General features: G+C 35.0%; 16 protein-coding genes. 6 read left to right on the top strand and 10 right to left on the bottom strand.

Annotated features, from left to right (window positions below):
• Positions 1-141: 141 nt before the first annotated feature.
• Together MKX66_RS15990 and MKX66_RS15985 are read left to right on the top strand one after the other, a co-directional pair.
• A complete protein-coding gene (locus tag MKX66_RS15990) occupies positions 142-903 on the top strand; it encodes a L,D-transpeptidase (RefSeq protein ID WP_341086699.1) in 762 nt (253 codons plus the stop codon).
• 163 nt (positions 904-1,066) lie between these two features.
• Positions 1,067-1,318 (top strand): hypothetical protein, encoded by a 252-nt coding sequence (locus MKX66_RS15985; protein ID WP_002029881.1) that lies wholly within the window; start codon positions 1,067-1,069, stop codon positions 1,316-1,318.
• 32 nt (positions 1,319-1,350) lie between these two features.
• Here the strand turns inward: MKX66_RS15985 and MKX66_RS15980 are convergent, their stop codons facing one another.
• From MKX66_RS15980 to MKX66_RS15940, 9 genes are all read right to left on the bottom strand, one after another.
• Positions 1,351-1,566 carry a DUF1540 domain-containing protein gene (locus tag MKX66_RS15980; protein ID WP_002029883.1) on the bottom strand — a complete coding sequence of 72 codons (216 nt, stop codon included), beginning with the start codon at positions 1,564-1,566 and terminating at the stop codon, positions 1,351-1,353.
• Positions 1,567-1,638: 72 nt separating this feature from the next.
• The gene (locus tag MKX66_RS15975) at positions 1,639-2,091 is read right to left on the bottom strand and encodes a thioredoxin family protein (RefSeq protein ID WP_002029885.1); all 453 of its coding nucleotides are present in this window, start codon (positions 2,089-2,091) and stop codon (positions 1,639-1,641) included.
• A 12-nt stretch (positions 2,092-2,103) separates the two neighbouring features.
• Complete coding sequence (locus tag MKX66_RS15970; RefSeq protein ID WP_002125372.1) at positions 2,104-2,523, bottom strand: disulfide formation protein C; 420 nt, start codon at positions 2,521-2,523, stop codon at positions 2,104-2,106.
• 165 nt (positions 2,524-2,688) lie between these two features.
• Complete coding sequence (locus tag MKX66_RS15965; RefSeq protein ID WP_001195459.1) at positions 2,689-2,937, bottom strand: YhdB family protein; 249 nt, start codon at positions 2,935-2,937, stop codon at positions 2,689-2,691.
• Between the two features lie 121 nt (positions 2,938-3,058).
• Positions 3,059-3,568, bottom strand: coding sequence for a PCYCGC motif-containing (lipo)protein (locus MKX66_RS15960; protein WP_002029887.1), 510 nt, complete (start codon positions 3,566-3,568; stop codon positions 3,059-3,061).
• A gap of 45 nt (positions 3,569-3,613) precedes the next feature.
• Entirely contained in the window at positions 3,614-4,723 is a 1,110-nt protein-coding gene (locus MKX66_RS15955; protein WP_341086697.1) for a GerAB/ArcD/ProY family transporter, read from the bottom strand.
• A 16-nt stretch (positions 4,724-4,739) separates the two neighbouring features.
• Complete coding sequence (locus tag MKX66_RS15950; protein WP_341086695.1) at positions 4,740-5,822, bottom strand: Ger(x)C family spore germination protein; 1,083 nt, start codon at positions 5,820-5,822, stop codon at positions 4,740-4,742.
• Positions 5,819-7,336, bottom strand: coding sequence for a spore germination protein (locus MKX66_RS15945; RefSeq protein WP_341086692.1), 1,518 nt, complete (start codon positions 7,334-7,336; stop codon positions 5,819-5,821). Before MKX66_RS15945 ends, MKX66_RS15950 begins: the two co-directional genes overlap by 4 nt.
• A gap of 281 nt (positions 7,337-7,617) precedes the next feature.
• Positions 7,618-8,214: a hypothetical protein gene (locus MKX66_RS15940; protein WP_341086690.1), complete on the bottom strand. Its 597-nt coding sequence runs from the start codon at positions 8,212-8,214 to the stop codon at positions 7,618-7,620.
• Between the two features lie 231 nt (positions 8,215-8,445).
• On the opposite strand from MKX66_RS15940, the gene MKX66_RS15935 reads away from it, so the two are divergent.
• Together MKX66_RS15935 and spoVR are read left to right on the top strand one after the other, a co-directional pair.
• On the top strand, positions 8,446-9,006 hold the full coding sequence (locus tag MKX66_RS15935; protein WP_044444615.1) for a nitroreductase family protein: 561 nt from the start codon (positions 8,446-8,448) through the stop codon (positions 9,004-9,006).
• A gap of 117 nt (positions 9,007-9,123) precedes the next feature.
• Positions 9,124-10,539, top strand: a complete 1,416-nt coding sequence (gene spoVR, locus MKX66_RS15930; RefSeq protein ID WP_002029894.1) for a stage V sporulation protein SpoVR — start codon at positions 9,124-9,126, stop codon at positions 10,537-10,539.
• A 58-nt stretch (positions 10,540-10,597) separates the two neighbouring features.
• Here spoVR and MKX66_RS15925 read toward each other — a convergent pair whose 3' ends face one another.
• A complete protein-coding gene (locus MKX66_RS15925) occupies positions 10,598-11,071 on the bottom strand; it encodes a MarR family winged helix-turn-helix transcriptional regulator (RefSeq protein ID WP_326997005.1) in 474 nt (157 codons plus the stop codon).
• A 152-nt stretch (positions 11,072-11,223) separates the two neighbouring features.
• Between MKX66_RS15925 and MKX66_RS15920 the strand changes: the two genes are divergently transcribed.
• On the top strand, positions 11,224-11,808 hold the full coding sequence (locus tag MKX66_RS15920; RefSeq protein ID WP_326997006.1) for a DUF3238 domain-containing protein: 585 nt from the start codon (positions 11,224-11,226) through the stop codon (positions 11,806-11,808).
• Positions 11,809-11,944: 136 nt separating this feature from the next.
• Complete coding sequence (locus MKX66_RS15915; RefSeq protein WP_326997007.1) at positions 11,945-12,529, top strand: DUF3238 domain-containing protein; 585 nt, start codon at positions 11,945-11,947, stop codon at positions 12,527-12,529.
• Positions 12,530-12,692: the final 163 nt, after the last annotated feature.

The raw sequence follows: 12,692 nt of genomic DNA, 5'->3' as shown, positions 1-12,692 counted from the left end.
GGTGAATACAAGGAAGTTAGGTGGGAGATAAATGTCCGTAAATGCTCGATTGGTGAAGGCTAATTCTCAGTGGGGATGGACAAAATCCCACGACGAGTAAAGTTTCACTTTATTATGATGTTAGTGCTAGGGAGGATTTAGATGAAGAAAGTATGGTTTATCGTAATCCTATTTTTCTGCCTGCCAGCTAGCGTTTTTGCTAATACAGATCATTTAATATTAGTTAACCTTACGACGAATCAGCTGTCTTTTTTTGAAGATGGAAACTATACTAAGACATTTCCGATAACGACAGGAAAAGACAGGACCCCGACGCCTGAGGGTAATTTTTGTATTATAACTAAATATAAAAATAAAGAATACCATCGTAAAAAAATAGCTGGGGGTGCTCCGAATAACCCTCTCGGTACGAGGTGGTTAGGTCTAGATAAAAAGGAATATGCAATTCATGGAACAAATCGGGAATGGACGATTGGAAGCAGGGAGTCGAATGGTTGTATTCGCATGCACGATCGGGACATACAATGGTTATACGACCGGGTACAATTACAGACGAAAGTAATTATTTCTCGTTTTCATACGAGTCCCGAATATGAAGCGTATAAGCTTGGTTATCGGGTTGTGAGTTGGAATGGTCGTAAAGTAGAAGAAGAACAAATTGGAATGCTTACGTTAGTAGATCGCGCCGATATATATTGGCAAGAACCAAATGGACAATTGACGAAAGTAAAAACAGTATTGCCAAACGAAAGATACACAGTGTATTCCAAACGAAAAGATGGAACCTATTATATAGGAAACAATTTGTATATTGTAGATGAAACAGGAGAGAAAATTCGTTATGAGCAATTACCTTATTCGATTTTAAGTAACATATATAAAAGGAAATATAATGTTCCATAATAGCTACCGTGTATAGGCGGTAGCTTATTTGTGATGAAGTTTAGTTGGTTTTAATGATTTCATACCAATCGCGCGCCTGTAAATAGTGAGATAAAAAAATTGAAACAGCAACTATTATGTTTTGCTGAATATAATACAGTACAGACTGGGGGGCGGTCACATTATGAAAAGTGAATTTGCATTTAAAATTTTCTTAATCACGACTTGTTTATTTATCGTGTATTTATATGCGTTACTCGTCTTCTCCTTTTATGTTCCATATATTGATTTAATATTGTTCGTTGGATTTATTTGGGCATTTGTTAAAGCGAGGGAAGGGGAGAAGAGTGTATATCGGCGCATTACTTTATGCGGGACGGTCCTTCTCGTTATTTTGTACTTTTTTATGATGCATGATGTTTGGAGAGGAATGTAAAAAAGCATACGACTAATCGTATGCTTTTACGTTTAATATTTCGGTTTAAATGTATGACAACACGTTTCTACACTCGTTGTTACAGAACTTTCAAGCGTCTCGTTTGTTAAAGTAGCGTTTGTATATGAACTGTTTTCAATTTGACCTGCTTCTTGTGCATCAGGTTGAACAACGATTGCACTTGCTTGACAAAGGTTACCTTGTCCCCAAAATGAGCAATTGGAAACAGAGCATTTCACTTCTGGCATAAAACCCCCTCCTCATACATTAGTGTGGGATTTTACGCCCATTTCATGTATAGAAGGAGTTTCCTTTTCTTATTATTTTTTCGTTTGCTCAAGCCACTCTTTTAATTTGTCCTCCGGTTGTTCGCCGCTAATACGGCTCACTTCTTTACCATCTTTAAAATGAATGATTGTTGGAGTTCCTTTAATTTTATATTCATCCCAAGGAGCATCTAATTTTTCAATATCCATAACTTTCATATCAACATTCAAGTCTTTAGCCATTGGTACTACGATAGGAGATAATTTTTGGCAATGAACGCAAGATGTTTGATAAAAGTATACTGTTTCTTCTTTTTTCTCTTTTAAATTCTTTTGGAGATCTGAAAGAGAGATTTTATTTGTGTAGTAGTCAGAACCATCTGTTTGACTAGTAGCATTATCAATTTTTTGGCTTGTTGAAGCATTTTTTTCTTCCATTTGTGTTACAGCGAAAATTGCTGCAAACAAGGCGATAATAATACCGCCAAATATAAGCATTTTTTTCATTCTTTCATCTCCTTATTTGTTTTTAATTACGATGAAGCTACAAACAGCGATTGTGATAAAGCCGATAAGTGCTAAAAACGGGATTGTCACAAAGCCGAACCAGTTTATGTATTCTCCCGTACAAGGTACGCGGCCGCAAGCTGCCCCAGCAGCTGAAAATGCTGCGATTTTTTGAATTGCATAGTGATATAAAGAAATACAAGCACCAATACTTGCGATTGGTAAAGAATAACTTGCAATGCGATAGTCTTTCTTTACTACAGCGATACCGAGCCATAAAACAAATGGATACATAAAAATACGTTGATACCAACAAAGGACACAAGGCTCAAATTTCATAATTTCGGAAAAGTATAGACTTCCTAATGTAGCAATAAAGGAAGCTCCCCATGCAGCAAATAAAGCATACTCTTGCTTTTTTTCTCGTCCCATATTTTATACCTCACTTATAATAGTTACATACTAAATTATAGTATGAAGTGGTAGGGAAAAGAAAGAAAAAATATGTTTATCAATAAAAGTTTTATAAGGAGAAACTTTTATTGATATAAACATTTTAAAAAAGCGCTATTCTCATAAAGAGAATAGCGCTATATTTTACATTTGAATTTGCTCTACTTCTTCTACATGTGACTTTTGGGATGCGTGGTCAATATATTGAAATAGGAGCTGCAATTGTTTATCAACTTCTGGTAGTTCTTTACTGTATTGATAAGCGTGTAAAAAATGCTCAATACGCTTAGAAAATAATTGATCGTTCGTTTGAACCATGAGAACGAGTAATTTATCCCAATTACAGCAATACGTGTAATAGAGAGCTTTATCATAGTCGTTATATGTTTGCACTGTGTACCCTCCTTACCGAGGAGTTATATATAGTGTGTGACAAGTAAGGAGAAATACACTTGAAAGAATTTGTTAAGAAAAAAGGTGAATGAAAAGAGAAAAACGAGGGATTTCCTCGTTTTTATGCTTTTGGCATTGGCGTAGGTGTTGGCTTGCCATACCCTTCTTTGTATTTATTGTCGATATAGTTACGAATTTCGAGCGTTGATTTTCCTTTTTGTTTCATGGAAGCCGATTCAACCGCGATTTCTAGGCAGTTGACACAAGTTGTTGCGTGGGAATCCCAAACAACTTCACCATTCTTTTTAATTTCACGAATAAAGCAGTTTTTATTGTTTTTATGTCCTACACTCTCACCGCAACCGCAGTAACATGGAATCCAATCTAATAGCTCTGCATTTTGTCCAGCGACAGTGTAGATATCTTTCATTTGCGGATCAAGCTTGTCTAGGAAGGTAGGGAGTGTGTCGACTCCTTTTGTCTTTTCTTGAATATCAGCTTGCTGAGTATGTGATGCGTGGTCATGCTCTTCTTTTGATTCAGAAGATTTTTTTTCATTTGTACCAGTACTCCCGCATCCAGCAAGAATTAAGCTTAGTACTACAAGTAAAGAAAATACATACTTTTTCATTCGCTTGTCCCCTTTACAAATGTATTAACCAAATTGTATCAAATATCATGGTGTGTCGGGTGAAGATTTTTTCGACGGATTTTTGAAGCGCCATCGCACTGAATGGAATAGAAATAAAATTGGGATATAAGCGTATACAATATATAAACCCGCTTTAGATAGTACTGTATTTAATGTGTTGATACTTTCACGATTTGTGAAAAATAAGGAAGTTGTAAAGACCATGAAAATAAAAAATGGTAATGTGAATTTAAAGGGAATATGGAATGAACGCTTCATCGTTTGACATGATGACCAAATGGTTAAACAAAGGTTTGGCAAAATAATTAAAAACCAAACGAAAATAATAATATATTCAAAGCGTTGAATGAAAGGGACTTTAATGATTTTTAACATTGTTAAAGTAGGCCAAATCGTGTGATTTAATTGGCCCTCGCTATAATACATAAAAGATAAGATGGCTAAAACTACATAAATTAAGGTACTAAAAGCAATACCTGCATGAGCCCATCTTTTTAAGGATTTTCCTTTTTCAATAAATGGATAGAAGATTAAGATTGTCTCAAAACCAAGAAACTCTAACGCAGAGTGTTTTGCAGATATAAGCATGTCAAAAGGTGAATGTGTAAAAATTGGTAAAATATTGCGGAAATGTGCATATTTCATTGGATAAATTAAAAAGAATACAACGAAAATAGGAAGAACGACTCCCCAAAAACATATTCCCGTCACAGAGCGAAATCCTCCCTTTATAATATAGTAAGTCACTAATAAAAACATAAGGGTTAGTTTCCATAATTTAATGGTAGGGAAAATCCAAACTTGTATTACTTCCATATATGTACGAAGAACAGTAAGGCAAAATAATAAGCAATAAAGAGTAAAAATTACAGAAAATATAGAACCGATCCATTTTCCAAAGCTCGTTGTATGAATGCTAATTAAATCGCCATCTTTTTCTAACATTTTTAGCATGCAAAACAGTACAATATGAGTTGCAATACCTGCTATGATTAGAGATATCCAAGCGTCATAACCAGCATTTTTTAAAATTACCCGTTGATATCCTAGAATTCCTATTCCAATTTGAAGAGAATGTAACAAAACAAATGCAAAATATGGAGAGACAGTCTTTGTTTTATTCATTGTATGCATTGCTTATTTCACCTCGCTATTCCCCAATTCCAGATTGTACAATGTTAATATCTAAATTTATATCCACAGCTATATTCGGGTACATATTTCGAATTTGGTTTATATTCCATTTTCTCGTATGGCTTCTAATTTCATCGCGTATTCCTAAAGGATCAATTCTCTTTTGTTGAAATTGTTTTATTAATTCTTCACAATCTTGTTCAACGTTTCGTTCAATTTGTTTTTTTATATAATTGATATTTGTTTTTTTTCTTAAATCAATCCAAGTAGGGGAGTTTTTAATTAGTCCATTTAGTTTTAAATGGATTTTTACTTTTGGTATGTCACCAGTTTGATCAATATCATACTTGCTTTCCCCAGCTAAGTTTTGTATGACAACCATACCTTTATGTTTGTTCTTCTTTATCGCTGCTTCGTAACGTCCATTTTTCGTAGGGTTAATAAGTAATTTTGCTAAAACAGAATGTCTTTTATCTGTATACATAACGACTTTATCACCTTTTAAAAAAGCAAGTCCTTTGACAGCCACGGAATGATTATCGTCCATTTTAATATAAGGAACATACGCATCACATACAGAAGAGTAGTAATTATATAAAAAAATGTTTAATGTGGTTTGTGGAATGTTCTCGTTTCGTATATTTTGTTCAAGTAAATCAGCAATGTATAACGAACCATTTTTTTTTCCATAATTTAAAAGCTCTTCAGCCGATCCATCTACAATTGCTAGTTGTATATCACGCCCGATATTTGGGTCACGTTGTAAGTTAGTAATAATTTCCCCCATTCCTTGTTCTCCTAGATCTTTTCCAAATAGAACGACACGCATTTGACCTACAACAACATTGTGAGGGGATTTTGCATTTAATCGTGAAGCGATTGTTTCAAGTGAACGGGCAGATGTTGATTGAGTTTCTGGTTTCGATTTTACACCATGTGTATACTCTGGAAATAAGATCGTTCCTTGGAATCTTTTGTTTTTTGTGATGTCAAATCCAGCAATATGAATAATACGCTGTGTATCCACTATATACGTTTGTGTACAGCCAGTTTGTAGAACAAAAAGGGTTATAATAAGGAACAATAAGAGTTTTTTCATTCATTATCACCATCACGTTTTTGCTTCGCTTTGTTTGGATTATAGCGCCATTTAGATCTTGGTCTAAGGAAAGAAGGCCTTTGTGCAGTTTGGCTAAACGGTAAACGGAAAAACCCTTCCGCTGTACCTAAACCACGAAATGGATATAAAGGTAATAAATAAGGTGATCCAAGTGATTTTAATTTAATTAAATGAGCTAAAATAAACACAAACCCGACAATAAGACCTAATCCACCAAATGCACCAGCTAAAAGAATAAGCGGAAATCGTAACAACCGAATAGTAGAAGACATTTTTACAGTCGGCGTTGTGAAAGATGCAAGAGCGGATAAAGCAACTGCAATTAATAAAATCGTACTCGTTAAAGCGGCTTCAACAGATGCTTGCCCAATTACAATCCCGCCAACAATACCAATTGTTTGTCCGACTTTCGTCGGTAAACGTGCTCCCGCTTCACGAAGCAATTCGATTGTAATCTCTAGAAAGAGTGCTTCTAGAATAGGCGGGAAAGGTACGTTCGCTCTCGAGAAAATAATAGGTCCTAGTAAATCAGCAGGAATCATTTGATAATGATATGTTAAAGCCGCTGTATAAATAGCGGAGGAAAAAAGAGAAAATATAGCTCCGAAAAAACGGATAACGCGAAAGAACGATCCAATCATCCACGGTAAATAATAATCTTCTGGTGAAATGAAAAAATCTAGTAACGTTGTCGGTCCTAATAAAGCATATGGAGAGCCATCTGTTAAAATTAAAACTTCCCCGTTAATTAATGCAAATACTGCTCGATCTAATCGTTCTGTAGGTAATAGAACAGGGAATGGTGAATTGCTATTATCACTAATAAATTGCTCAATCATAGTCGAATCGAATGGAACATCAAAGTCAATGTCTTCTAGTCGTTGTATTGCAGTGTTGATAAATTGTTCATTTGTAACCCCTTCAATATAAGCAACTGCTACTTTCGTTTTTGACATAGATCCAACGATAACTTCTTTGAAAATGAGTTGCTCCGTTACAATATTTCGGCGCAATAAGTGTATATTTGTATCAAGGTTTTCAACGAAACCGATTTTAGGTCCGATTACGCTATACTCATTTTCTGTATCGTTATATAATCGTGTTCCTAAAACAGTACTTTCGGCACGAATTAAAGCATATTGATCGGGATTCGAATTGCTTTTTAAGCGTACTAAAATATATCCACCTAATAATTTCTCACGAATATCATCAATAGAGGGAGAGGTAATAATATCTTCAATGGAGACAATATTACATAGGTCAGAGATATTTTGAATATGTTCTGATTCCTTTTTCATAGGAGTTAAAATAAACTGTTTAATAATAAGTGCTTCCACGACAGATTTATAATAAAACAAGCATAACGTTTCATCTTCAAGTACGTTGTAAGAAACAAAATCGCTAGATTCTTTCATGGTTTTTATAAATTCTGGAATAGAACAAATTGGTTTTGTTGTAGTCTTTTTGGATTTTTCAGATGATAAACCGAACATTTTTTCACCCCTTACCCATATATCATTTACTTGTGTTAGTTTTTGGGAAAGACGGGAATTTATACTTGAAAATTGAAAGTTCATAAAGTGAAACTTTAATCAGTGGGGGGTTGTTCATTCCCCACTGATTATTAGCCTTCACCAATCGGGCTTTTACGGGCAGCCCGACTCCCAACCTAACTTCTTTGCTCCAGCCGAATTTTGAGGTGGGAGTGTTACTACCCACAAATAGCGGGATAAAGAAAAGGAAGAGTATTGAATATCTCTTCCTTTTTGACAGGCTAATTTGTTTTCTTTTCTTTAATAGACTTCACTAATTTAATCATTTCTGCCCGTATATCTTCTTTTTTAACATTTAATTTTTCCGCAATTTGTTTAATATCCATCCCATCTTTTTTCATTTTTAGTACATCGTCAAGAGGGGTATTACTTTTTTGAGAGATGATTGTTAACACGGTAAGTTGGCGTAATCCGATGTTATATTCTTTCATTTTTTGTTTCAGTCCATCTGGTGTGGACTTTTGCATATTTGCTAATTCTTGCAGTAGTGCTTTTTTCGTTTCTTTATTCATATGATGCTTTTTCAATTTACTTGGGTCTACACCGAAATGCTCGGCTGTTTTCTCCCAAGATTTATTTTGCTTATAGTAAGCTAAAACGTCCTTAATTTCTTTTTTACTTATTCTTGCAATGTGGGAAGCTTTCCAAATTTCATGTTTATTATAGCCGAGTTTTTCGAGCGACTGCATTTCTTCTTCTGAAATAGGCTTATGATGGTGCATTGTTACTTCTTTTGGCGTGGCAGCGGAAGTAGGAAAGACAGATATTCCGCACAATAATGCTGCCATAGTCATACTTACTGCGATTTTCTTGTACATATAAACTCCTCCTAGATGGGTAATGTGTAAAACTTACACATATCATTTCCATAAAATGTGAAAAACTTGTGAACAAGTTAAGTTTTTTTATTCACAGTATAAAAAGAAGTTTTTCATGGTTTTCCAACATAAAACATTGATTAATAGTGAAAAACTAGGTTATAATCGAAATTGAAAATCAATATCAATGACGGATTTATACATATAGATAAAAATAAGGGAGAGAAAAATATGACTACATATACTTCCATCGCAAACGTTATTAAAGAAAGACGTTCTGTTCGTACATTTACAAATAAAGCAGTAGAAAAAGAGCTATTAATTGAACTATTAAACGACGCAACATGGGCACCGAATCATAAACACCGTGAACCATGGAATTGTAAATTATACATTGGAGAAGGCCGTCAGAAATTAGTAGATGCAGTATTAAACTCTTTCACAGAAGAAGAAAGAGCGAAACGCGGCAAGATTTTATCTGATCGTTTCTTAAGCACACCTGCACAAATCGTTGTTTACATTAATGAAGATCCGCGTCAAATTCAACGTGACGAAGATTACGCTGCAACATGTGCATTTATGCAAAACTTCCAATTACTTGCTTGGGAACGCGGCTTAGGGTGCGTTTGGAAATCAGGTGGATTAAACTACAATCCACTATTTATAGAAGGAATTGGTTTAACAAGAGGTCAACGCATCATTGGAATTCTTCATATCGGCTATTTCGATAAAGCACCAGAAGGAAAAGCTCGTACACCGATTACGGAGAAGATGGAGATCATTGAAGGTTAATTAGAAAGAGGCATTCTCGTTTTTTTAGAGGGTGTCTTTTTATTATGCAATCAATCCTCATGAAAGCTTGTTCCTCATCATACACTTTCTTAAGGGAAAGTGTAAGGAGGGAAAATAATGAGAGCAAGTGATGATAAAGCACTACAATATGCGATTGCTGAAATTACGGAAATTGCGACTGGATTTGGTCTTGATTTTTATCCGATGCGCTATGAAGTATGTCCAGCGGAAATTATCTATACATTTGGTGCATATGGGATGCCGACGAGGTTTTCGCATTGGAGTTTTGGAAAGCAATTTTTCAGAATGAAATTACAATACGATTTAGGACTTAGTAAAATTTATGAACTCGTTATTAACTCTAATCCATGTTACGCCTTTTTATTAGATACGAATTCTTTAATTCAAAATAAATTAATCGTGGCGCACGTTTTAGCACATTGTGATTTCTTCAAAAATAATATTCGTTTTTCTAATACGAAGCGCGATATGGTGGAGAGTATGGCAGCGACAGCAGATCGTGTGAAGGCGTATGAACATAAGTATGGAAGAGAAGAGGTAGAAACATTTTTAGATGCCGTACTTGCCATTCAAGAACATATTGATCCATCGCTTATGCGTCCGAAACTTGCATGGAGTATTGAAGATTTAGAAGAGGATGTAGAAAAGAAAAAGATATCACAGTACGATGATTTATGGAATTTAGATGATCGAAACAAAAAGAGAGAACGACCTAATATGCATAAAAAGAAGAAAATCCCACCGCAGCCAGAAAAAGATTTACTCCTCTTTATTGAAGAATATAGCCGTGAGCTAGAAGAGTGGCAGCGCGACATATTAACGATGATGCGTGAAGAAATGTTATACTTCTGGCCACAGCTTGAAACGAAGATTATGAATGAAGGTTGGGCTTCCTTCTGGCATCAACGCATACTTCGTGAAATGGACTTAACATCTGGTGAAGCAATTGAATTTGCGAAATTAAATGCAGGTGTCGTACAGCCATCAAAAACAAGTATTAATCCATACTACCTCGGTATTAAAATGTTCGAAGATATTGAAGAGCGCTATAACAACCCGACAGAAGAAATGAAACGACGCGGTGTGAAACCTGGTTCTGGTCGTGACAAAATCTTTGAAGTACGGGAAATTGAATGGGATGTATCGTTCCTAAGAAACTATTTAAATAAAAAACTTGTAATGAGAGAAGATATGTACTTATTCCAGCGCCAAGGAAAAGAATATAAAGTAATTGATAAAGAATGGGAGCATGTACGCGATCAACTCGTAAATATGCGCACAAATGGAGGTTTCCCGTACTTAGTAGTAGAAGATGGAGACTACTTAAAGAATGGGGAATTGTACATTAAACATAGCTATGAAGGAATTGAGTTAGATTTAAAATACTTAGAAAAAGTATTACCGTATCTTCATCAGCTATGGGGAAGAACAGTGCATATGGAATCGATTGTGGAGAGTAAGGGCGTTGTGTTTTCTTATGATGGGAAGATGGTGCATCGGAAGTATGTGTGATGAAAAGAACGGACATAGAATTTCTTGTCCGTTCTTTTTTATTATATGGAGTTTTTGTTTACCAAACAGGTCGTATGCTCGAGGATAATTTTCCTGTATTTTCTTTAGTAACGAATGTTGTTAAATCCTCTTTAAGCATTTGCATTCGTTCTGCACCTATGTTTGTAATCCATCGCTGTTCTATTTCAGCTACTATTTCTTCTTTTGCTTTTATTACTGCTAAACCACGCTCGGTTAAAACAATAATTTTACCTCTTTTATCAGTAGGATGCGTTTGGCGCGTGACATAACCACTGTTCTCAAGAGAATCTACCATTTTACTTATGGCTTGTTTTGAAACCCCTAAATATTCAGCTAGTTCTATACCGGTTGCTCCATTAGGAAGGATGCGTTTGAACATAAAACCATGCGCTGGCCTAATATCTTCAAATCCTAATTCACTTAATTTGTCATGTAGTTCAGTAATTAATGTGCTGAAAGATAGTGATAAAAGTGATGTAAGATCTAGTTCGTTAAGTGTTTGATGATCCATATATATAACCTCCGTGATCATAGTCAATTAAGTTGACTATAGGTGGAACCTATTGTACTATATAGGATATAGTCAATCAAATTGACTATATGTTAGTGATAGAGCAAATAATGATTTATCTAAATAAAATCAATGAATTATGGAGGTTTCACATGGTTAATATCGTTAAAATTAGAGGGAGTGTATTTGCACCGTATGCTTTGCTGAAACCTATTCAGGATCCTGAGACGGGAAGAGTGTTTGAATATGCCGGAGATGCACGTGAATTTACACCATACGCTGTGAACACAAAGCGTTCAAGATTAGAACAAGAAGTGGTTGTTGATTTTTATAAAAGAGAAATTTTCACATATGAAGATGCTTGTATCGTTACTGTGAAAATTACAAATCCAGATGGCTCAATTGAGTATCAAAAAGGAGAAACAAGTACAGAAAACATTGCATGTACAAATATTGTATGGAGTGAAGATGAAGTTTCCTTTGAAATGAGAGCAAGTGCAAGTAATCCGTTAAACGCGGCAGCACCTGCAGCTGATTATTTTTTGACTATACGAGTTAATGAAAGTGGTACTGTGCATGTTGAAGGTTTACATGATGGTTTTCCTTGCTATGAATTTTATAAACAAATCGACTTTGGTTCATTTGAATTAATATATACACATGATTTCAGGAAAACGGATGATACCCCAGCAGCACTAGCTGGAGAAATGGAATATAGCTTTAAAACGAAAATCTAGATATAAATATGGCGCTATTTTTTAGAAGGAAGTAGCAAACGTAAAAGAGAAAGCTATTGGTTCTAGGATTGAAATTGTGGTCTATTTTATTCAATAGTATGCAGTATATAAAATTAGAATTACAGGGGTGTTTCTTATGACGAATATCGTTAAAATTAGAGCCAGTGTATTTATTCCAATGTCTTGGACAGAACCACAGAAGGATGTACAAACCGGAAAAGTAATCCAATTCGAAGGTGATTCACGTGAATTTACACCACATGCGGTAAATACTATGCGCTCTAGAGTTGAGCAAGAGGTAGTAGTGGACTTTTATAAAGAAGAAGTGTTTTCATATGCAAACACGGGTATTACGACAGAGAAGGTCACAAATCCAGATGGTTCTGTGAATAAAAGAACAGGAAAAGCGAGTACTGAAAATACTGTGTGTACGGATATTTCATGGAATTCTGACGGTGTGCAATTCAAAATGAGTGCAAGCGCTAGTAATCCGTTAAATATGTATGCCCCTCCTGTGGACTATTTATTAACTGTATGTGTGAAAAAGGATGGTAGTATTGATATTCAAGGAGAACATGATGGATTCCCTTGTTTCGAATTTTATAAGCAAGTAGATTTCGGTTCATTTGAACAAATTTATACACATGATTTTAGAGAAACTGGTGATACACCTGAAGCGTTAGGTGGAGAAATGGATTATAGTTTTACAAAGAGTTTATAGGAAGTATGACAAATTACTTCATTCGGAAATGAATTCAGCCGTCAAAAAGAAGTATTACTCTATACTACGCCGCCTTTAGGCATGGATTTAATCATACAGAAAGGAACCTGGAGATATCTAGGTTCTTTTTTGTTTCGAATTTGTGAACAAAAGATATATATAT

The organism is Bacillus sp. FSL R9-9530, assembly GCF_038008145.1.
GTDB lineage: Bacteria > Bacillota > Bacilli > Bacillales > Bacillaceae_G > Bacillus_A > Bacillus_A mycoides.
This window is presented reverse-complemented; position numbering and strand designations above follow the sequence as displayed.

Bases quoted from the DNA above. Each gene is read 5' to 3' on its own strand.
- MKX66_RS15990 (WP_341086699.1), top strand. From the start codon at position 142: ATGAAGAAAGTATGGTTTATCGTAATCCTATTTTTCTGCCTGCCAGCT.
- MKX66_RS15985 (WP_002029881.1), top strand. From the start codon at position 1,067: ATGAAAAGTGAATTTGCATTTAAAATTTTCTTAATCACGACTTGTTTA.
- MKX66_RS15980 (WP_002029883.1), bottom strand. From the start codon at position 1,566: ATGCCAGAAGTGAAATGCTCTGTTTCCAATTGCTCATTTTGGGGACAA.
- MKX66_RS15975 (WP_002029885.1), bottom strand. From the start codon at position 2,091: ATGAAAAAAATGCTTATATTTGGCGGTATTATTATCGCCTTGTTTGCA.
- MKX66_RS15970 (WP_002125372.1), bottom strand. From the start codon at position 2,523: ATGGGACGAGAAAAAAAGCAAGAGTATGCTTTATTTGCTGCATGGGGA.
- MKX66_RS15960 (WP_002029887.1), bottom strand. From the start codon at position 3,568: ATGAAAAAGTATGTATTTTCTTTACTTGTAGTACTAAGCTTAATTCTT.
- MKX66_RS15955 (WP_341086697.1), bottom strand. From the start codon at position 4,723: ATGCATACAATGAATAAAACAAAGACTGTCTCTCCATATTTTGCATTT.
- MKX66_RS15950 (WP_341086695.1), bottom strand. From the start codon at position 5,822: ATGAAAAAACTCTTATTGTTCCTTATTATAACCCTTTTTGTTCTACAA.
- MKX66_RS15945 (WP_341086692.1), bottom strand. From the start codon at position 7,336: ATGTTCGGTTTATCATCTGAAAAATCCAAAAAGACTACAACAAAACCA.
- MKX66_RS15940 (WP_341086690.1), bottom strand. From the start codon at position 8,214: ATGTACAAGAAAATCGCAGTAAGTATGACTATGGCAGCATTATTGTGC.
- MKX66_RS15935 (WP_044444615.1), top strand. From the start codon at position 8,446: ATGACTACATATACTTCCATCGCAAACGTTATTAAAGAAAGACGTTCT.
- spoVR (WP_002029894.1), top strand. From the start codon at position 9,124: ATGAGAGCAAGTGATGATAAAGCACTACAATATGCGATTGCTGAAATT.
- MKX66_RS15925 (WP_326997005.1), bottom strand. From the start codon at position 11,071: ATGGATCATCAAACACTTAACGAACTAGATCTTACATCACTTTTATCA.
- MKX66_RS15920 (WP_326997006.1), top strand. From the start codon at position 11,224: ATGGTTAATATCGTTAAAATTAGAGGGAGTGTATTTGCACCGTATGCT.
- MKX66_RS15915 (WP_326997007.1), top strand. From the start codon at position 11,945: ATGACGAATATCGTTAAAATTAGAGCCAGTGTATTTATTCCAATGTCT.